Here is a 19,978-nt window from a genome sequence, read left to right on the forward strand (position 1 = left end):
TTTTTAACAATGTCAACATTTACACCAAAGTTTCTAGTTCCTGCCGCCAATACTAAAAGCAACTCCTAAAAAGGAGGGAGTTCATTGTTGGACTATGATCGCGCGCTATATTATACCCACCGTTCCGAATGGGATAATTTAATCGTTCTGATGGTCAGGACAAAAGACGATATGCTCTCAAAAAGAATTGAACGCTTCTTGCATGCGTATTACTTTTCCAAGGACTATTCACTGATTGAACGCCAGTTATTTTCTTTGCTCCGTTTTTTGGAGCATGCGGCGTTAGTTACAGATAACAGTGATATTTTTGAGGAATGTCCTCTTACACCCATATGATCAGCGGCTGCCGGAAACGTCGGCAGCCGCATACATAAAACTTTAACAATCCTGCTGCAAGTACATATTTTTTACATTTATATCGGTTTAATACTATAATCAAGATAATTCTTATTGAAACATAATAAAGGCAGTTGATCAGATGGAATCGAAATCAGAAAAAACTCAGGAAAATTTTCTTTTTTTTGCATGGGCTATCTCTGTTGTTGCTACTCTCGGGAGCTTATATTTTTCCGAAATCAAACAATTTGAGCCTTGTGAGCTTTGCTGGTACCAAAGGATTTTAATGTACCCGTTAACAATCCTGCTAGGAATCGCTTCAGTCAAAAAAAATTACGGCATTGCCTTATATTCGGCAGTCTTTTCCGGAATCGGATTTTGCCTTTCCTTTTATCATTATTTAATCCAGAAAGTACCTTTTTTCACCTCCGGAGCGCCGGCGTGCGGCCGTGTTCCATGCACAGGACAATACATAAACTGGTTTGGCTTTGTCACCATACCTTTTTTGGCCCTTATTGCTTTTATTCTGATTCTTGCTATTAGTTTGTTGTTATTGAGAATGACCAAGGGAGTGGATCGTAGATGAAGAAATTAATTATTTTTTTAGTAGTCATTATTGCTTTATTCGCCGGTATAGCAGGTCTGACCAAATGGCAGCAGACAAAGCAATCGGAAGGAAATGTATATCAGAAAGAGGAGCTCAAACCTTCAACTATAGCGTTGCTGGATGATCCTTTATATCAGAACATTATTCTACCTGATGAATTGAAGAAAAAACTGGATAAAAAAGAAGACGTGACTGTTTATTTCTTCAGTCCTGAGTGCTCACACTGTATGAATACAACACCTGAATTAATTCCTGCTGCCAAAAAGGTCGGTGTCGACGTATATCAATTTAATCTGCTTGAATTTGATGTTGAAGGTGCACCTTACAAAATCAAATCCACCCCTACACTAATGCACTTCAAAGCCGGTGAAGAGTATGCACGACTTGTTGGTGCGCATACACAGGATGATATTGAAGCTTGGTTAAAAGAAAACGTAAAATAGGACCGGCATTTTTTGCCGGTCCTTTTTATATCAAATATTCATTTGCAGCTCTAGAAAACATGGAAAACGCCATTTCAGGTCTATGTAGTACAGAAAACTGGTAATAGGTAAATGGAAAAGAAATATCAAAACGCTCCAAAATACGTTTATTTCGAGTGAAAATTCTCTTATACTCTGAGTGATCAATGGGGAGCGAGTTCAATTCAAGTAAAGAAATAATCACCTGAAGTGCGGCAATAATTTGAAATGCATCGTTTGCAGTCTCCAGCCATTCCTCCCGCTCACCAGGAGTTTTCAATACCTCCCCACGGACGAATTCGTTTATCGCCGCTTCTTCAAAATATAAAGGAAATATGGAATGATAAAGATGGTCAATCAGATTGCTGATCATCTCTTTCTGTTCTAAGCTTGCCGCAAAAACCACTCTCATTACCTGACCCTGCCTTTAAAATTAATAATAGGTTCTTTAAGGATAACACACGTTAAATCCTTGTTTTCATGGTAATGGCAGGAAATAAAATGGAGTTTTTTTCAAATCAAATGCGCCTTGGCGTATTTGCGCCCAGATTTTATCGAGCTCCGCTCGATAAATTTCCTCTAAAAATCTGTGGCATCCGCCGGAGGCTTTGACTTTATTCAGCCGGGGTTTGAACCCACACTGAATGGAATACCAATAGGCATTCATCTCACCACCTACGGAAGTGGGAGACTTCTGCTGAATGAATTTAAAAAGGAGGCCTTTTCGCCCCCTTTTATTAGTGCGTGTTCAAAAAGTTACCAGACTAGAAGCAAAAAGGTCGAAGCGGCTTGTTTTACGCAGCGGAATGTATGCTTTTAGATACATGAGCAGCACAGAAACAAGCCGATGAAGAGATTTTCCGCTTATTATTTGATGACTTTTTGAACCTCCTCTAGAAATTAAAGTTGTCAGGATCTGGTCCAAACCTCTCATCCATATTTAACGCGTTGATTTCATTCATGTCACTCATCGATAGTTCAAAATCGAACAAGTCGGTATTTTCACGAATCCGCTCTTCATGTACTGATTTTGGAATAATAATGTGGCCGTTTTGTAAATGCCAGCGCAAAATGATTTGTGCTGTAGTTTTTCCGTGCTTATCAGCAAGGTGCTTCAATGATGGTTCTTCCAAGAGACGGCCGCGCGCAATTGGAGACCATGCCTCAATCGCAATCTCATGCTGCTGGCAATACTCCCTCAATGGCTCCTGTGTTAGCCGCGGATGTAGCTCCACTTGATTCACAACCGGCTTTTCATTACTGTTAGCTGCAAGGTCTTCCAAGTGATGAATTTGGAAATTACACACCCCAATGGCTTTCACCACTTTTTCATCATACAGCCTTTCTAGAGCGCGCCATGTTTCCTTGTATTTATCTTTTACAGACCAATGAACAAGATACAGGTCTAGATATTCCATATCCAGCTTTTTCATGCTCTGCTCAAATGCTTTCATCGTGGAATCATACCCCTGGTCGGTATTCCAGACCTTTGTGGTGATAAAAAGTTCTTCCCTGGGAACTCCTGATTCTTTGACTGCTCTTCCGACTGTTTGCTCATTCCCATAAATATGGGCAGTATCAATGGATCTGTAACCGTGCTCAATGGCAAACTTTACGGCTTCTGCCGTTTCTTCCTCCTCAGTCATCTGATAAACACCGAGTCCTATGTATGGCATTTTTACACCATTATGCAGGTTTTTTACATCTTGCAAAGTCTTGATCATTCGCAGTCCCTCCTCCATTTTCTATCATTGTATCCGTTTTCCATACTTAAAACGAATAATTTGTTCACAATATTTATTCGACAGAAACTTTTAACTTTCTTCAAAATGAGCTAAAATAAAATCGTTTGGTATAATAACCTTGGAAAAGGGTGGGAATTTAAAAATGGTCTTTAACAGGAAAAAAGACAAATTTGCTACATTATTGGAGAAAATTGCGGCAAACTTGAAAGTGAGTGCTGATTATTTCGCCGACTATAAACTTGGCAATGCTGATGATACAAAAATCTTCGCAGAAAAAATGAAGGAATACGAAAACATCGGGGATTCACTTGTTCACGAAATGATCACAGAATTGAACAACTCCTTCATTACCCCGATAGAGCGCGAAGATCTTTGGGACCTGTCCATGATCATGGATGATGTGCTTGATGGCATGGAGCATACAGCCGGACTGTTTGAAATGTACCACATTGTTAAAGCTGATGAATATATGGTCAAATTTGTGGAAACTATCCGCAATTGTGCAATTGAAATTGAGATTTCCATCGGTTTGCTATTTAGTAAAAAGCTTCCGGAAGTCCGTCCGCACGCAATCAAGATCAAAGAATATGAATCAATATGCGACGATGTGCTCCGCGAGTCCATGACACACTTATTTGCTACAGAGACCAATCCTATTCAGTTAATTAAATATAAAGAAGTGTATGAGCATATGGAACAGATTGCGGACGACTGCCAAAGCGTCGCAAACACACTTGAGAGCATTGTGATGAAAAACGCTTAAGGGAGTCTTAACTTATGGATTCATTATTACTGATTACTATATTGATCGTTATTCTCGCTCTTTCTTTTGACTTTATTAACGGTTTTCATGATACAGCAAATGCTATTGCAACGGCTGTTTCTACCAAGGCCTTAAGACCGCGTGTAGCCATTGTCCTTGCTGCTGTAATGAACTTTTTGGGAGCGATGACTTTTACAGGGGTTGCTCAGACTATCACTAAAGATATAGTAGATCCTTTCACTTTACAAAATGGTTCGATCGTTATCATGGCTGCTTTGATCTCGGCAATCGCCTGGAATTTGATTACCTGGTATTTTGGTATTCCGAGCAGTTCTTCACATGCGTTGATAGGATCGATTGCCGGAGCAGCAATTGCATCAGCGGGATTGGCTTCGATTAACTTCAAAGGATTTACCAAAATTCTTGAGGCATTAATTTTTTCACCTATTATCGCGTTTGTCGTAGGCTTTATCATTTATTCGATTTTCAAAACCAGCTTCAAAAATTTGAATCTGGCGAAAACCAATAAACGATTCCGCTACTTTCAAATAATGACCGCTTCTTTGCAGGCCTATACCCACGGCATGAACGATGCCCAAAAAGCGATGGGGATTATCACAATGGCCCTTATTGCCAACAACCTTCATACGACGACAGACATTCCATTGTGGGTTCAGATTTCCTGTGCAACCGCAATGGGTCTGGGTACCTCCGTCGGCGGGTGGAAGATCATCAAAACTGTTGGCGGTAAAATTATGAAGATTCGTCCAGTAAATGGGGTTGCAGCAGATTTGAGTTCAGCCTTGATCATATTTGGTGCGACATACATTCACTTACCAGTAAGTACCACCCATGTCATTTCGTCGTCCATCCTAGGGGTTGGTTCGTCTCACCGTGTAAGAGGCGTCAAATGGGACACAGCCAAAACGATGATCGTTACATGGTTCATCACACTGCCGATTACCATTTTGCTGTCGGCACTTACGTATTACCTTTTAAATATTTTTATATAAATGCCGGGCAATCCTTTTTCCAGGATTGCCTTTTGACTGTTAATCCCTAATCGGAGGTTTCATATGTTCAAATTAAAAGAGAACCAAACAGATGTTAAAACAGAAATTTTGGCAGGGTTCACAACTTTTTTGACAATGGTTTACATAGTGGTTGTCAACCCGATCATTTTAAAAGAAGCTGGCGTTCCTTTCGAGCAGGTTTTTACAGCTACCATCATTGCCACTGTTATTGGAACACTATGGATGGCACTCGCCGCCAATTATCCGATTGCCATAGCGCCGGGCATGGGATTGAATGCTTACTTTGCCTACTCTGTTGTAGGAGCACATAATATATCTTATACGATTGCATTCGCCGCTGTATTTGTCGCAGGTGTAATCTTTATCATTTTATCTTTGACACCTTTCCGCAAAATCTTGATTGAAGCGATACCGGCCAATTTGAAGCACGGAATTACAGCGGGCATAGGGTTGTTCATAGCATTTATCGGTATGAGACTAACCGGAATCATTGTCGCGCACCCAACAAATCTTGTGGCTTTGGGCGATCTTCACTCTCCTGGAGTATTGCTCGCTTTGCTAGGTCTCGCGGTTACCCTTATTTTGATGGCACTTAATGTACATGGAGCATTATTTATTGGTATGATCATTACGGCAGTCGTTGCTTATTTCACTGGCCAATTGTCATTTGAGCATGGTTTTATCGAAAAACCGTCCTTGCCGGAAGGCCTGCTTGTTACAAATCCAATAGCTGCATTTGGTGATGTCTTCGAACACTTTCTTTTCGCCGTCGTCTTCTCGTTCTTACTGGTTACCATTTTTGACACAACAGGTACGATGATCGGGGTTGCTCAACAAGCGGGATTGATGAAAGGGAACTCTTTTCCACGTGCACGTCAGGCCCTGCTTGCAGATTCAGTTGCTACAACAGTGGGAGCCATGTTCGGGACAAGTCCGACAAGCGCTTATATCGAATCGTCTTCAGGGGTCGCCGCCGGCGGCCGGACAGGTTTAACAACTTTGACGGTCTCTGCCCTGTTTATCATCGCCGCTTTCTTCGGACCGCTTGTCAGTGCGGTTTCAGGACTATCTGCCATTACGGCCCCTGCTCTAATCATAGTCGGAAGCCTCATGATGGGAGCGATCTCCGAAATTAATTGGAAAAAAATCGACGAAGGATTCCCTGCGTTTTTAATTATTTTAAGCATGCCGCTGACGTCAAGTATTGCTACAGGCATTGCCCTTGGATTTATTTCCTACCCTTTGTTGAAAATCGCCAAAGGGAAATGGCGTGAGGTGCATCCGCTTGTCTATATTTTTGCGGTATTGTTTTTCTATCAATTGGCGTTTATCCCACATTAGAAAAAAGTGCTAAGATACATGAAGAAAGAAGTGGAGCATGCCAAAAAGATCATCATTAGGTTGATGATCTTTTTTTTGTGTGCTCATCTTTTTTGGGAGATTGGTGGTGATGGTTAGAGACCTGGTCTTTGAGTTACATCAATTTCATATCTGCTTATAGACTTTCCTTTTCCCGATACACCTTTTGGGGGATCAAATGCGCCTTGGCGTATTTGCGTCCAGATTTTATCGAGCTCCGCTCGATAAATTTCCTCTGAAAATCTGTGGCATCCGCCGGAGGCTTTGACTTTATTCAGCCGGGGTTTGAACCCCCACTGAATGGAATACCAATATGCTTTCATCTCACCACTTACAGATGTGTGAGACTTCTGCTGAATGAAGTTAAAAAAATCTGAATACAAAAAGTCTAATCTTCGGCGATTAGACTTTTTCATTATGATTATTAATTTAAAAGTGGAGTGTTTTCTCAATTGCTTTCACTACACGATTAACTGTCGGCAAATAGTGCTGTTCTAATGAATAGAGCGGAACCGGTACATCAAAACCAGTAACCCTTTCGACCGGAGATTTTAAATAGAGAAAGGAAGTATCATTGATTAATGCGATAATTTCCGCGCCCAATCCACTTGTTGCATGGGCTTCATGTACGATGACCGCCCTTCCGGTTTTTTGTACCGACTCTGCAATCACATCACGGTCAAGCGGATACAGTGTCCGTAAATCCAATACATCACAGGAAATCCCCTTTTCTTTCACTTGTTCCGCAGCCTGAACTGCAACCGGAACCATTGCTCCCCATGCGATTACGGTTACATCATCTCCAGACGATAGTTTCTTTGCTTTACCGATTTCCACAGTATATTTCTCTTTCGGTACATCTTCCCTGAATGCTCTGTAGACCCTCATTGACTCGAGGAAAAGAACTGGGTCGGGATCTTCAATACTGGCAATAAGCAATCCTTTTGCATCATAGGGGTTTGCCGGACAAACCACTTTGATTCCCGGCATGTGAGTAAACAATGCTTCGACACTATCGGAATGGATTTCTGGGGCACGGATGCCTGCTCCATAGGGTGCACGGATAACAAGTGGAACATGAAAATAACCGTTCGTTCTCATTCTGAGTCTCGTTGCGTGAGTCATAATCTGTTCAAAAGCGGGATAAATGAATCCGAGAAACTGCATTTCTATCACTGGAATTAGGCCATTGACCGCCATACCGATAGCGGTTCCCGCAATTCCAGATTCACTGATGGGGGTATCTATGACCCTTCGCTCTCCAAATTCTTCAATCAATCCGTCGGTTGCCCGGAACACACCACCGTTGACCCCGATGTCTTCCCCCATCAAAATGATTTCTTCCCGTTCCTTCATCATTGTCCTTAACCCATCGGTCACCGCTTGGACCAATGTTAGCTTTTGAGAAGCAGGTGCTGAAATGGTCATGATTGGACACCTCGCAAATAGTCAAGATATTGTTCTTTCTGCTCCTGGATCGTCCACGTGTGCTCCTCGAATACATGATCAAATAAATCATTCACATCAGCTTCCGGATACGCCTCCATTGTTTTGACAGCCTCTTCAATCGTCTCATTCGCCTCTTCTTGGATCGATTCACTCCATTTCTCATCCCAAATACCCTCAATTTTCATAAACCTCTCCAGCCTTAAAATGGGATCTCCCTCTTCCCTTTTTTGCTCGCTCAATGACTGATCCCGGTATTTTGTCGGATCATCTGCTGTTGTATGGGCGCCGTATCTCCAAGTAACTGCTTCGATCAGAGTCGGCCCTTCCCCCGCTCGTGCCCTTTCTAAAGCCTTCTTCGTCTCAAAATAGGCGGCAAACACATCATTTCCGTCAATCCGAACACCCGGTATACCATAGGCTACACTTTTTTGGGCAATTGTCCGGGAGTTCATCTGGCGCTCGATTGGGACTGAGATTGCATATTTATTATTTTGGTTAAAAAAGATGACCGGAGCCTTGAAAATGCTTGCGAAATTCATCCCTTCATGGAAATCCCCTTCAGAAGTAGAGCCCTCTCCAAAATAAACAATAGCTGCATTGTCGGTTCCTTTGTATTGCTCTGCCATAGCGGCTCCTGCTGCATGCGGTAGTTGGGTGGCGAGAGGTACAGCCGGTGGAAAAATCTTTTTTCCTTCTGGAGGAATGCATCCCTCCGCTCTACCGTTCCAATAAAGCAGCACCTTATCAAGCGGCATTCCGAATGTTATCGTAGCTGCATGATCCCTGTATGTCGGAAATATCCAATCATCAGGGCTCAAAGCATACGCACTGCCGACCTGGGCTGCTTCCTGCCCCTCAAACGGAGGATAAGTTCCGAGTCGTCCTTGCCTTTGCATATTGATCGCTTTCCTGTCAAACGTCCTCATTATAACCATTTGGCGATAGAATTTTTTTGTAAGCTCCTCAGTCAAATCGCTTTTCAATTCATTATTTACAAGAGTCCCATCTCCGTTTATACAAACGACCTTAGCAAATTTTTCCTCCATGCTACTCCTCCTTTAGGTAGAATGATCACACGGATTTAATGCTTGATCTGCCTTTTCAGTGGGATGATTTTGCAAAGAAACTGTTTTTTCTCGGTTGGATTTTTTGCTCACAGAAGCAGTTGGCCACTTTACAGTAAAAAAGGAATCATAAATGGAATTATCTTTCGTCACACACCGTTCATTAACTCCGTGCAATCCCATCCCCGTACTGAATTGGACAAAGCGAATACGTCTTCTTACTAATATTTAAATCAAATGCGCCTTGGCGTATTTGCGCTCAGATTTTATCGAGCTCCGCTCGATAAATTTCCTCTGAAAATCTGTGGCATCCGCCGGAGGATTTAACTTTATTCAGCCGGGGTTTGAACCCCCACTGAATGGAATATCAATATACATTCATCTCACCACTTACAGAAGTGGGAGACTTCTGCTGAATGAAGTTAATCGCTTTCCTTTCTCACTCTTGAAAAAGGGTTTCGTCATCTCAAACAGAAGTGAAGCGCTTTCATTTCGTCAACCCGGCGTATTCGGGGCAATATAATCCAACTAATCACACAGCCCCGCCGGCTTTCCGGTACAGCATATCAAGAATAATCCGATATTAGAACCGCAATTATTCATTTCAACATCAACTTGTTAACAAAGCTTTATCACTTGCAAATTGCTCTCCGCGGATTCTCTGGAATTCAGCAAGCAATTTCTCAATCGTCAATTCCTTCTTCTCTTTTTCATCCACTTCGAGGATGACTTGGCCTTTGTCCATCATAATGAGCCTGTTCCCAAGATCAAGTGCCTGCTGCATGTTATGCGTAACCATTAGGGTTGTCAGGTTATCCTTTTCAACAAGCTCTTTCGTCAGGTTCGTGATCAATTCGGCTCTTGCAGGGTCAAGTGCAGCTGTATGCTCATCAAGCAGTAAAATGGAAGGCTGGGTGAAAGTCGCCATCAACAGGGACAATGCCTGCCTTTCCCCTCCAGACAGAAGCCCCACTTTGGCATTTAAACGGTTTTCCAGATTTAAATGAAGAGTTTCCAAGGAAGTGCGGAAAAAGTCCTTTCTTTTCCTATCCACTCCTTTTTTCAAGGTTCGCTTCTTATTTCTGGAATAGGCCATTGCCAAATTTTCTTCAATTGTCATCGTAGGCGCAGTACCTGCCATGGGATCCTGAAACACTCTACCAATAAAGTGAGAACGTTTATACTCAGGGAGTCTTGTCACATTCTTAGAATCAATTTTCACTGCACCGACATCCGGAGTAAGAACACCTGAAATCATATTCATCAAAGTGGACTTGCCGGCACCGTTACTTCCGATCACTGTGACAAAATCGCCTTCTTTCAAAGAATAGGTTACTTGATCCAAGGCGATTTTTTCATCCGGTGTGCCTTCATTGAAGATTTTGCTAATCTGTTCGAGCTTCAGCAACGGTTTCTACCTCCTTGTTTTTGGCTGCTTCCAAAGCTGCCAATCTTTCGGCATGCCACTTGACCTTTCTTTTGCTTTCTCTTCTCTTCTCAATCAATTGAGGCATTACAAGGGCGGCAATGACGATTATGGCTGTAATCAGTTTCATATCACCTGTATCAAGCAACTTGATTCTCAAAGCCAATCCAAGAACAATACGGTAAATAATTGCTCCGGCTACAACGGCCAGTGTAGTCCTTACAATGGTCTTTGTACCAAAAATGGCTTCACCGATAATAACCGATGCAAGTCCGATGATAATCATCCCGATCCCCATACCGATATCTGAGAATTTTGCATATTGGGCAATCAATGCTCCGGAAAAGGCAACCAAGGCGTTGGAAATTCCAAGCCCTATTATGACCAAATTATCAGTATTTGCTGAAAAACTTCTAATCATCCGCTTGTTATCCCCGGTCGCTCTAATAGCAAGACCCACTTCCGTTTGCAGGAACCAATCTGCTGCAAACTTGATAATCAGAGTCAGAATTGCCATGAGAATCAGCGTACCCCAAGTGGACGGAAGATGCTGGATGCCAATAGCTCCCAACATATTGTTCAATGCAGCGTCAATCCCGAGGTCCCCCCAAAACGCCTGAAACTTCGAAAAGATTGTCTCTGAATTTAACAGTGGGATGTTCGGTCTGCCAACAGAATTATCAGAGGTCAATCCCATAATCCGTAAATTTATGGAATATAGGGCAATCATCATTAATATCCCGGATAAAAGGGGATTAATCTTTCCTTTTGTATGCAATAATCCTGTAGTACAGCCAGCAAGGAATCCAACGACGAGTGCAACAGCCGTAGCTGCCGCCGGATGATATCCGAAGAATATCATCGTAGCGGCAACTGCAGCACCTGTTACAAAACTTCCATCGACGGTAAGATCCGGAAAATCAAGAACCCGGAAAGAAAGGTACACCCCAAGGGCCATAATCGCATAGATGATTCCTTGCTCAACGGAGCCAAACAAAGCTGCAAACATGTAGAATCATCTCCTTATTTTTCTGAATCGTTAACGTCTTCCGCTTTCCACTCATCCTTGACTTTCACTCCAATGGCTTCAGCAGTTTCTTTATTAATGACAAATTTCAGATTTTGCGGATATTGGACAGGCATTTCTGCAGGTTCGCCTTCACCTTTTAAAATTTTTACAGCCATTTCACCAGCTTCATATCCAATATCATAATATTCAAATCCGTAAGCAGCCAATCCGCCTCTTTTGACAGAATCGAATTCACCGACCATCATCGGCAGCTTATTTTCATTTGCAACAGATACAACTGACTCGAGGGCAGAAACGACAGTGTTGTCAGTAATGGTATACATGGAGTCCACTTTTCCGACCAGCGATTCAGCCGCCTGCTTTACATCTGCGGATGTTGCTACAGAAGCTTCTTCAATTTCAAGACCAAGTCCTTCGTCTTTAATCAGCTTTTTAATAGAGTCTACTTGCGCACGTGAGTTTTGCTCGCCAGAATTGAATACCATACCAACTTTCTTGGCTTTCAGTTCCTCTTTCAAAAACTTCAATGTATTCGGAATCGCATCCGGATGTGTATCGACTGTACCCGTCACATTACCGCCGGGCTTTTCATTGGATTCCACCAATTCGGCACCTTCGGCATCCGTAACGGAGGTAAACACGATCGGAATATCACTTGTAGCACTGGCCGCTGCTTGCGCACTCGGTGTGGAGTTGGCAAAAATAAGGTCCACGCCCTCGCTGACAAGGTTGTTGGCAATCGAAGTGTTAGCACTGTTATCACCTTGTGCAATCTGCGAGTCATATTCAACATCGATCCCCGCATCCTTAAGCGCCGCTTTGAAGCCGTCAGAGGCTGCATTCAAGGAATCATGCTCAACAATCTGGGTAATTCCGATTTTGTATTTTTTTGATTCTTCCTGCTTCGCCGCATCATCCGGCTTCTCCTCTTTTTTTTCAGGAGCTGAAGTATTATTTCCGCAGGCTGCAAGCATCAGGACTGTTCCGCTGAATAAAGCCATTGCACTTCTTTTCCACTTTCTTTTCATTCATTTTCCCCCTCTTTGTTTTTTATCGCCTTTTGGTAAAGGACAATAATTACCGTAATGGTACAATGGTTGGACTTGTTAGTCAATAAGTTTCAAAGGTTAGTAGATTGGGGGCCTATCAGTCCCCTGTAAACAGAGGCTGCCTTTTTTCCAAAAAGGCTTGCACTCCTTCTTGATGGTCAGTGGAAAGTCCCGCAAGGCTTTGCGCATGAGCCTCACCTTCCAATACATTCTCCAAAGTCGAATTCCAAGACCGTATTACTCCTTCTTTCATTAGACCGATTGCCTTTGTTGGCATAGAAGCCAATCTTCCCGCAAACGCTGAAACATCACTTTCCCAGTCCTCTACTGTTATGACTTTGGTCGCAAGTCCAAGCCTCTCAGCTTCCGCGGCACTCACCTTTTCTCCAAGCACCATCAGTTCCAATGCTTTTGCATGACCGACTATCCGCGGCAAATAATATGTATTGCCGGAGTCAGGAACAAGACCAATATGAACGAACGCATTTAAAAAACTCGCTTTTTCAGATACCAGCCTGAAATCTGCAGCCAGCGCAAGGCTAAATCCCGCTCCGGCAGCGGTTCCGTTTACTGCGGCAATGATTGGCTTGCCAATTTCGGACATTTTTTGGATAATCGGATTATATCGACTTCTCAACAATCCCCCGTAGTCCGTGGAATTGTCCACTTCGGATAAATCCTGCCCGGCGGAAAAAGCTCTTCCTGCCCCAGTCAATACAATTGCCCTGATATTTTTGTCATTCTCTGCTGACTGAAGTGCCTCCTGCAACTCGGTGTGCATAGCTTCATTAAATGAATTCAGCTTCTCAGGACGGTTTAACGTAATCCATGCTACAGAGTCTTTTATTTCATATAAAATAGTATTAAACATCCAATCCCCCTCTTTAACGCCCTTTAAAATCAGGCTTTCTTTTTTCAACGAATGCTTTCATGCCTTCTTTTTGATCTTCCGAGGAAAACAGCAGGTAAAAGTTCTTTCTCTCAAAGAACATCCCTTCTTGCAACGGGTAATCAACTGCTTTGTTAACAGCCTCTTTAATCAGACGAACTGAAAGTGGAGGCTTTTCAGCCAGTTCTTTTGCAAATTTGAGTGTTTCTTCTACCAAATCGTCATTCGGATACAGCCGGTTGACAATTCCCAATTCATGAGCTTCCTTCGCAGTTCTCATATCACCGCTCCATATCCATTCAAGTGCTTTCGTCTTTCCGATCAGCTTGGTCAACCTCTGGGTTCCACCAGCTCCTGGCATTACTGCAAGATTGATTTCCGGAAAAGCGAATTTGGCATCGTTTGCTGCAAACAAAAGGTCGCAGACCAAAGCAAGCTCAAAGCCTCCGCCAAGACAAAAACCTTGGACCGCCCCAATTACAGGCTTTTTTACAAGGCTCAGCCGATCCCAGTCAGCAAATTGGTTCATCAGTTCCATTGAAACCGAGTCATCTTCTGCCATTTCATCGATATCTGCTCCAGCTGCAAAGGCTCTTCCTCTTCCCGCCAAAAATATCACACGTATTTCATCATCGCGGTCATATTCCTCGAAAGCCGAGAGAATTTCATTCACCATTGTTCGGTTTAATGCATTCAAAACTTCCGGCCTGTTCAGCCAGACGATTCCGACTTGACCATCGGACTCCGTCTGAATAAATTGATAATCACTCATCTACTTGCTCACCCAACATGAAAGTAACAATGTCACCGGCAAATTTCATGACATCTTTTCCTGATGCTTTGGATTCCTCCGTCTTTGAAGCTTCTTTAAAAGCATCAAAGCTGTCATAATACATTTCGCACATCAAATAATACGGGCTATCTCCCATTGGAGATCCTGTGATTTTTGTAATCTCTACCTTCCTCAATCCTGGAATTTTTTTCGTTAACGGGATGTGCGTCTCGAAATAATATTGGTCAAATTCCTCCGTATTTTCAGGTTTCTTGAATAACGCGATCATTTTAAACATTCATCATTCCCCTTTTCTCTACATGACTGTTTATGATACATATTGCAAAAAAATTATTGTGTCTTCTTTGATGCCTTGTCGTCATCTCCCCAAGACATAATCTCTTTTTCATCCAGCATTTGCTGTTCATATTGGCGCCACTTCTTACGCAAATAACCGTAGCCTTTCGTCGTACGATAATCTTTGTTATCAAGCCTGTTCACGATTTGTCGTTCTTCAGGCTGCATCATGCGGATGTCATCCCGCTTCACTATCCAAATATCAATAACGGGCTCCCGTCGCATGAAATTTTCCTGAGCCATGATAAAGGCCATTTCCTTGTTGGGAGCCAGCAAACTGAATTGGTGCTGAAAATCTCCTTTATGACTTCTCTTGCTAAATACTTCATATATTTGATAAAATCCATCATCTTTTTCTTTCCCCATCGCAGTCCTCCTCCCTTCCGTCAATACTTTAGCCTAGCGCCCTTCTCACCCATTCGTGTTCCTTGAAGGCTGTTCTTCTTAAATGGAGCCTGCTTTCAGATTTTGGTCCTTTATTGGAAATAATTTTTTTGAATTCACTCCAGTCAGGCTGTTGATAGGTCCACTCCTGTTTGTCCTCATCAAACCTCAGGGTATCATCCGGGAGTGTAAGACCAAGTGAGCGTACTCTTGGAATATATTTCGAGAGAAAATCTTGCCGAAGCTGCTCATTCGTTTTTGTCCTGATTTTATATTTGATAGTGATATCCTGCTTGGATGATCCAGTTGTTGCAGCTGAAGCGGGTCCGAAAAACATGAGCAGCGATGGCCACCACCTGTTAATGGCATCCTGAATCATAGCTCTTTGTTCCTCTGATCCTTCCGCAAGAGCCAAAATGATGGACTCCCCATGTTGAGCATGAAACACCTCTTCTGCGCAAATTCTCTGAAGAGCCCTCGCATAAGGACCGTAGGAGGCACCCAGCATATTGGTCTGAGTAATAATAGCCGCTCCATCAACAAGCCAGCCGACCAATCCGGCATCTGCCCATGTGGGAGCTTCCATATGGAAGACATTATGAAACTTCAAATCTCCATTTAGAAGATCATTCATCATATCTTCCCTGCCTTTTCCAAACGGAGCCATCAAATCTTCAGCTACACGCAATAGAAGCTGACCGTGTCCCATTTCATCCTGGACTTTCGCCATGATTCCGAGCTTCCTGCGAAGTGAAGGCGCCTTAGGCACCCACTCCTTTTCCGGGAGCGCCCCCATGATCTCACTCATTCCATGCATAGAGATCAACTTGATTAGAGCCATTCGATAATCATCCGGCATCCAGTCATTGGCCTCGATTTTTTCTCCGGCATTGATCCTCTCCATAAAACGGTTAAGCCTTTCTTCGTTAGAGAGCTCTGTTGCCACATCCATCAAACGCACTCCTTTCAAAAGTAACGTTTTGTAGGCGCTTTCAATCTGTCTTTTATCAAATGCGCCTTGGCGTATTTGTGCCCAGAATTTATCGAGCTCCGCTCGATAAATTTCTTCTGAAAATCTGTGGCATCCGCCAGAGGCTTTAACTTTATTCAGCCGGGATTTGAAAGCCCACGGAATGGAATACCAATATGCATTCATCTCACCACTTATAAAAGTGGGGGACTTCTGCTGAATGAAGTTAAAACTATAACGAAAAATTGCCCGCATGATAAATTTCCGTTATATTTAACTAAAGAATACTTTTAATTTGATAGACTGTCAACCATAAAATCAGAAAATTTTCTTAAAAGGAAATACGACAAACACGGGATCACTGGAAGTAAGATTATTCTTCAGCCAAATTGATGACCACACCTCTTATCTGAGGCCATTCACAGGTGAACACAAAAATAATTGCAGAAGGCGTCACTCTTATGTTGAGCTCTCCTCCTGCAATCATTTCCGTGAAATCATACCGTCATTGTTTCAGCTTCCTTTTTAAAAAAGCTTTTCATAGCATGATACACATCAGCTTTCTGCTTTAAAATATAGTAATGGAATTTTTCATCTTTGATATTTTTATAAGCCGACATCAAAGTGGAATTTCTTTGATACTGATTAACCTCTCCATAGCCGAACATATTTGATTTCTCCATCAACTCGCCAACAAGCTTAATACATCTGGCATTATCTGATGTAAGGTTATCTCCATCAGAAAAGTGGAACGGATAAATATTGTAGCGGGCGGGATCATATTTGTCTCCAATGATTTCCAAAGCTTTTCTGTACACCGATGAACAGATCGTTCCACCGCTTTCTCCTTTTGAAAAAAAGTCCTCTTCTGATACAACTCTGGCCTCCGTATGATGAGCAATGAATTCAATAACTACTTTTTCATATTTTGTCCGTAAAAATCGGGTCATCCAGAAGAAGAAGCTTCGCGCCATATACTTTTCCCATACCCCCATCGACCCACTTGTGTCCATCATCGCAATGACAACAGCGTTGGATTCAGGCTTCTGAACCTCGTTCCACGTGCGAAACTTCAAATCTTCAGGAAAAATGGGATAGAAATTAGGATCACCATTCATTGCATTCCTTTTAAATGCGCTCATCATCGTCCTTTTCTTATCAATATTGCCCATTAAACCAGTTTTCCGTACATCATTATACTCAATATGCGTTATTTGGTTGGCATCCTGCTCTTTTCTTTTTAAATTTGGCAGCTCCAATTCCTTGAACAATGCTTCTTCCAAATCAAGCATGGAAACTTCTGCTTCATAAAAGTCTTCGCCCGGCTGATCGCCTGCACCCTGCCCTTTACCTGGACCCGCCTGCTGGGAACCGTCCCTGGCTACTACATCTCCCACTTGACTGTCCCCATCGCCTTGGCCGACATGTTTATTTTTATCATAATTATATCTGATTTTATATTCATCTAAAGATCTGATCGGAATTTTAACAACATCACGGCCATCTGACATAATGATGCTTTCTTCAGTGATCAAGTCCGGCAGATTGTTTCGAATGGCCTCCTGTACCTTCTCCTGATGTCGTTGTTGATCGTCATAACCTTTTCGATGGAGGGACCAATCTTCTTGAGAGACAGCAAACTGATGTGACTGCGAGTTTGACATATTTACGACGCCCCCCTTGCATTTTTTAAAACTATGGTGAGAGCAAAAGCACAAGAACTGTTTATCTACGCTCCGTTCAATTCGACATGTGGAAAAACAGCCGAATAAAGAGTGACAAACTGGTCTGATTAACATTGTGGCATCGGCGGCTTAGAAGCGATATCCTGTCGCTGCGTTTACACTCGTATTACCTATACGCCGGTGCCACCTTAGCTAAGCCCTATAAGCCTTACCTTTCTCTGATTGTATAGTAGTAATTCTCACCATTTGTTACTCTATCTTATGCAGGATAACAGATTTATTTACAGAAGTTTGCGAGAATGGGACAAATATAAACCAGCATCCTTACTTGTTCTTAATATAGTTTTTTAGAATTTCTTATCGGTTAAAACTGCCTCTTTACTGATTTGCTACTTGAATGAAACAGTGATCCCGATCCTTTTACCAATTTCTTTTCTTATTAAAAATAAAAACCCCTTCCTCCGCCGAGAACATGTTGTTCACTCTTTTGGAAGGGGGTCTCACATTATCTATTCAACAGGCTTCCGACGTAGCGAAGAAGTTCATTCGCAGATGTCGAGTTATAACCGTGCTCATCAATCAGGCGCGCCACTACTTCGTTAATCTTTTTCAATTGCTGCTCATCAGGCGTTTTTGCCGATGTCGTGATTTTCACAACATCCTTTAAGTCAGCAAACAATTTCTTCTGGATGGCTTCCCTCAGGCGTGCATGGGATCTGTAGTCAAACCGTTTCCCCTTGCGTGCGAGAGCCGAGATGCGAATTAAAATTTCTTCCCTGAATGCTTTTTTGGCATTTTCAGAAATGCCGATTTGTTCCTCGATGGAGCGCATCAATTTTTCGTCCGGATTAATTTCCTCTCCTGTCAAAGGATCACGAAGTTTCGATTTGTTGCAGAACGCTTCAACATTATCAAGATAATTGTCCATCAACGTTTTTGCAGATTCTTCATATGAATACACAAATGCCTTCTGAACTTCCTTTTTCGCCATTTCATCGTACTCTTTCCGTGCAACTGAAATGAAATTCAAGTATTTTTCACGGAGATCCTGAGTAATGGACGGATGCTGGTCGAGGCCTTCTTTCAAGGATCTCAGCACATCCAATGCGTTGATGGATGGCACTTTTTTACGGATGATTGTAGATGAAATCCGGTTGATCACGTATCTAGGATCAATACCGCTCATTCCTTCATCCTGATATTCTTTTTTCAGTTCGTTCAGATCCGATGAATTATAGCCCTCCACATTTTCACCGTCATAAAGCCGCATCTTTTTCAAGAGGTCAATATCTCCGCGTTTTGGTTCTCTTAATCTTGTTAAGACAGTAAACATCGCTGCAACCTTCAATGTATGCGGAGCAATATGGACATCTGCTACATCACTATCGCGGATCATTTTTTCATATATCCGTTCTTCCTGGGAAACCTTCAAATTATACGGGACAGGCATAACAATGATCCGAGAATGAAGTGCTTCATTCTTTTTGTTGGAAATGAAGGACCGATACTCGGTTTCGTTCGTGTGCGCCACAATCAATTCATCTGCGGAAATAAGTGCAAATCTGCCAGCTTTAAAATTCCCTTCCTGTGTCAACGAGAGCAAATGCCAGAGGAATTTTTCATCACACTTCAACATTTCCTGAAACTCCATCAAACCGCGGTTGGCTTTGTTTAGCTCACCGTCAAACCGGTAAGCTCTAGGGTCCGACTCCGACCCATATTCTGCAATCGTTGAGAAATCAATACTTCCGGTCAAGTCCGCAATATCCTGGGATTTCGGATCGGAGGGACTGAATGTTCCAATTCCCACCCGTTTATCTTCGGAAAGAAATATGCGCTCTATCAATACGTCTTCGATCCTGCCTCCGTACTCCTCTTCCAGCCTCATTGTATTTAATGGTGAAAGGTTCCCTTCCACCCTAATTCCATATTCTTTATAGAAGTCATCTCGTAAATGCTGGGGAATTAAATGAAGCGGATCTTCATGCATTGGACAGCCTTTGATGGCGTATACTGCACCCCTATCACCTCTAGAATAGGCTTCAAGACCTCTTTTTAACATCGTGACAAGGGTTGATTTCCCGCCGCTGACAGGCCCCATTAGCAACAGTATTCTCTTTCTTACATCAAGTCGTTTTGCCGCCGGATGGAAGTATTCTTCAACAAGCTTTTCCAGTGCTTCCTCCAAACCAAACATCTCATGGCTGAAAAAGCTATAGACTTTATTGCCATTTTCTTCTTCAACACCCGCATCCCTGATCATATTGTATATACGGGAGTGTGCCGACTGTGCTACCCACGGCTTTTCTTTGACTAATTTCAAATAATCGGCGAAAGTTCCTTCCCACCTCAACTTCTCCTCTTGAGACCTGTATTGTTCAATCTTTTTTAGAATATCCATATAGACCTCCCTATGTGCTTGATGAGGAATGTTTAATTAACCATATGCATTCGCTCGCTTGAACATGTCTCAATTAAGCATAAGCCCCTTTTTGCGCCGGAGTATTTTTTCAAAGGTTCGCCATATTTATAATATGAGTGCTCCATTCACATAATACAAAAAATGGGCTATAATAAGCTTCAGTGACAACTATGTTT

22 protein-coding genes are annotated in these 19,978 nt (G+C 42.5%); 6 read left to right on the forward strand and 16 right to left on the reverse strand.

The genetic code is table 11. From position 1 onward, the window contains the following. Positions 1-84 precede the first annotated feature (84 nt). The 3 genes from D5F11_RS13575 (at position 85) to D5F11_RS13585 (ending at position 1,386) form a co-directional block, all read left to right on the forward strand. A complete protein-coding gene (locus D5F11_RS13575; protein WP_120116810.1) occupies positions 85-336 on the forward strand; it encodes a YhdB family protein in 252 nt (83 codons plus the stop codon). A 142-nt stretch (positions 337-478) separates the two neighbouring features. After that, positions 479-922: a disulfide oxidoreductase gene (locus D5F11_RS13580; protein ID WP_126646590.1), complete on the forward strand. Its 444-nt coding sequence runs from the start codon at positions 479-481 to the stop codon at positions 920-922. Continuing rightward, positions 919-1,386, forward strand: coding sequence for a thioredoxin family protein (locus D5F11_RS13585; RefSeq protein ID WP_120116809.1), 468 nt, complete (start codon positions 919-921; stop codon positions 1,384-1,386). Before D5F11_RS13580 ends, D5F11_RS13585 begins: the two co-directional genes overlap by 4 nt. Positions 1,387-1,411: 25 nt before the next feature. On the opposite strand, the gene D5F11_RS13590 is transcribed toward D5F11_RS13585, so the two are convergent. From D5F11_RS13590 to D5F11_RS13600, 3 genes are all read right to left on the reverse strand, one after another. Then, positions 1,412-1,816, reverse strand: coding sequence for a DUF5365 family protein (locus D5F11_RS13590; RefSeq protein WP_120116808.1), 405 nt, complete (start codon positions 1,814-1,816; stop codon positions 1,412-1,414). 66 nt (positions 1,817-1,882) lie between these two features. Further along, on the reverse strand, positions 1,883-2,071 hold the full coding sequence (locus tag D5F11_RS13595; protein ID WP_126646591.1) for a hypothetical protein: 189 nt from the start codon (positions 2,069-2,071) through the stop codon (positions 1,883-1,885). A gap of 226 nt (positions 2,072-2,297) precedes the next feature. Then, complete coding sequence (locus D5F11_RS13600) at positions 2,298-3,128, reverse strand: aldo/keto reductase (RefSeq protein ID WP_120116806.1); 831 nt, start codon at positions 3,126-3,128, stop codon at positions 2,298-2,300. Between the two features lie 163 nt (positions 3,129-3,291). Between D5F11_RS13600 and D5F11_RS13605 the strand changes: the two genes are divergently transcribed. The 3 genes from D5F11_RS13605 to D5F11_RS13615 all read left to right on the forward strand — a co-directional run bounded on the left by D5F11_RS13605 (position 3,292) and on the right by D5F11_RS13615 (position 6,287). Further along, complete coding sequence (locus tag D5F11_RS13605) at positions 3,292-3,912, forward strand: DUF47 domain-containing protein (RefSeq protein WP_120116805.1); 621 nt, start codon at positions 3,292-3,294, stop codon at positions 3,910-3,912. Positions 3,913-3,926: 14 nt separating this feature from the next. Beyond that, positions 3,927-4,925, forward strand: coding sequence for an inorganic phosphate transporter (locus D5F11_RS13610; protein WP_120116804.1), 999 nt, complete (start codon positions 3,927-3,929; stop codon positions 4,923-4,925). A 63-nt stretch (positions 4,926-4,988) separates the two neighbouring features. Further along, a complete protein-coding gene (locus D5F11_RS13615; RefSeq protein WP_120116803.1) occupies positions 4,989-6,287 on the forward strand; it encodes an NCS2 family permease in 1,299 nt (432 codons plus the stop codon). 113 nt (positions 6,288-6,400) lie between these two features. On the opposite strand, the gene D5F11_RS13620 is transcribed toward D5F11_RS13615, so the two are convergent. The 13 genes from D5F11_RS13620 to D5F11_RS13680 all read right to left on the reverse strand — a co-directional run bounded on the left by D5F11_RS13620 (position 6,401) and on the right by D5F11_RS13680 (position 19,781). Next, entirely contained in the window at positions 6,401-6,628 is a 228-nt protein-coding gene (locus D5F11_RS13620; protein WP_120116802.1) for a hypothetical protein, read from the reverse strand. A 106-nt stretch (positions 6,629-6,734) separates the two neighbouring features. Further along, positions 6,735-7,733: an alpha-ketoacid dehydrogenase subunit beta gene (locus D5F11_RS13625; protein WP_120116801.1), complete on the reverse strand. Its 999-nt coding sequence runs from the start codon at positions 7,731-7,733 to the stop codon at positions 6,735-6,737. Further along, on the reverse strand, positions 7,730-8,800 hold the full coding sequence (pdhA, locus tag D5F11_RS13630) for a pyruvate dehydrogenase (acetyl-transferring) E1 component subunit alpha (RefSeq protein WP_120116800.1): 1,071 nt from the start codon (positions 8,798-8,800) through the stop codon (positions 7,730-7,732). Before pdhA ends, D5F11_RS13625 begins: the two co-directional genes overlap by 4 nt. A gap of 628 nt (positions 8,801-9,428) precedes the next feature. After that, positions 9,429-10,226: an ABC transporter ATP-binding protein gene (locus D5F11_RS13635; RefSeq protein ID WP_120116798.1), complete on the reverse strand. Its 798-nt coding sequence runs from the start codon at positions 10,224-10,226 to the stop codon at positions 9,429-9,431. Continuing rightward, complete coding sequence (locus tag D5F11_RS13640) at positions 10,204-11,253, reverse strand: ABC transporter permease (protein ID WP_120116797.1); 1,050 nt, start codon at positions 11,251-11,253, stop codon at positions 10,204-10,206. The genes D5F11_RS13635 and D5F11_RS13640 overlap by 23 nt, the downstream gene beginning before the upstream one ends. A 14-nt stretch (positions 11,254-11,267) precedes the next feature. Next, positions 11,268-12,302: an ABC transporter substrate-binding protein gene (locus D5F11_RS13645; RefSeq protein ID WP_120116796.1), complete on the reverse strand. Its 1,035-nt coding sequence runs from the start codon at positions 12,300-12,302 to the stop codon at positions 11,268-11,270. A 118-nt stretch (positions 12,303-12,420) separates the two neighbouring features. Further along, positions 12,421-13,194: an enoyl-CoA hydratase-related protein gene (locus D5F11_RS13650; protein WP_120116795.1), complete on the reverse strand. Its 774-nt coding sequence runs from the start codon at positions 13,192-13,194 to the stop codon at positions 12,421-12,423. Between the two features lie 13 nt (positions 13,195-13,207). After that, positions 13,208-13,984: an enoyl-CoA hydratase-related protein gene (locus tag D5F11_RS13655; RefSeq protein WP_120116794.1), complete on the reverse strand. Its 777-nt coding sequence runs from the start codon at positions 13,982-13,984 to the stop codon at positions 13,208-13,210. After that, entirely contained in the window at positions 13,977-14,282 is a 306-nt protein-coding gene (locus tag D5F11_RS13660; protein ID WP_120116793.1) for an EthD family reductase, read from the reverse strand. Before D5F11_RS13660 ends, D5F11_RS13655 begins: the two co-directional genes overlap by 8 nt. Positions 14,283-14,335: 53 nt before the next feature. Then, a complete protein-coding gene (gene paaB / locus D5F11_RS13665; protein WP_120116792.1) occupies positions 14,336-14,707 on the reverse strand; it encodes a 1,2-phenylacetyl-CoA epoxidase subunit PaaB in 372 nt (123 codons plus the stop codon). A gap of 28 nt (positions 14,708-14,735) precedes the next feature. Then, positions 14,736-15,677: a 1,2-phenylacetyl-CoA epoxidase subunit PaaA gene (paaA, locus tag D5F11_RS13670; protein ID WP_120116856.1), complete on the reverse strand. Its 942-nt coding sequence runs from the start codon at positions 15,675-15,677 to the stop codon at positions 14,736-14,738. 515 nt (positions 15,678-16,192) lie between these two features. Then, complete coding sequence (gene yhbH, locus D5F11_RS13675; RefSeq protein ID WP_120116791.1) at positions 16,193-17,359, reverse strand: sporulation protein YhbH; 1,167 nt, start codon at positions 17,357-17,359, stop codon at positions 16,193-16,195. A gap of 526 nt (positions 17,360-17,885) precedes the next feature. Next, entirely contained in the window at positions 17,886-19,781 is a 1,896-nt protein-coding gene (locus D5F11_RS13680) for a PrkA family serine protein kinase (protein WP_120116790.1), read from the reverse strand. Between the last annotated feature and the right edge of the window lie 197 nt (positions 19,782-19,978).

Origin of the sequence: Siminovitchia terrae (assembly GCF_003605405.2) — a bacterium.
GTDB classification, from domain to species: Bacteria; Bacillota; Bacilli; order Bacillales; family Bacillaceae_C; genus Siminovitchia; species Siminovitchia terrae.